Here is a 527-nt window from a genome sequence, read left to right as displayed (position 1 = left end):
TCTTCCGTCTCCTCCGTCCGGGCCAGGCCCGGCTCATGCTGCGAACGCGCAGCTCCTTTCCGTGTCATTCATCGTTGTCCCGCCCCTCCTGCGCCGAATTCTTGGGCGCCATCGAGAACAAGAGTGAATGGAGCTTCTGCCCCCACGGGCCACCCGGCCCGCATCACGAGAATACCCTACGTCCCCCGCCTGTGTCCCGGCCGAAACCGGATGGCCCTTTCANCGCTGCCTCCCGTCCGGATCCGCTCACGCGGGGCCGAAGAGGTCCAGCTGCCGCTCATCGCAGGGCGGGTTCTTCCGCTTCTCAGTCCGCCGGGTCGGGGTGACACCGATTACGCTGATCTTTCCGTTTCCAGCCTGAGAGAGCCCGATGTCATCGGGTACGTTCCCCTCGCACAGGCCTTTGGCGTAGAGTTTCAACACCTCCGCGTCGGAAACCGGCACCCAAACCGACACGCGGGTCAGCCCGGCCTGCCTTTTGCGTTCCTCCGAGGCCGCGCTATGCCTACGATGTGCGGCCCGGTGAT

The 527-nt window shown here is 65.2% G+C and carries 1 protein-coding gene; it reads right to left on the bottom strand.

Annotated features, from left to right (window positions below):
• Positions 1-246: 246 nt before the first annotated feature.
• Positions 247-527, bottom strand: a 281-nt coding sequence (locus EP237_RS23390) for a hypothetical protein (RefSeq protein WP_206052359.1), incomplete at its 5' end; no start/stop codon positions are given.

Source organism: Nioella ostreopsis (assembly GCF_004000255.1).
GTDB lineage: Bacteria > Pseudomonadota > Alphaproteobacteria > Rhodobacterales > Rhodobacteraceae > Nioella > Nioella ostreopsis.
This window is presented reverse-complemented; position numbering and strand designations above follow the sequence as displayed.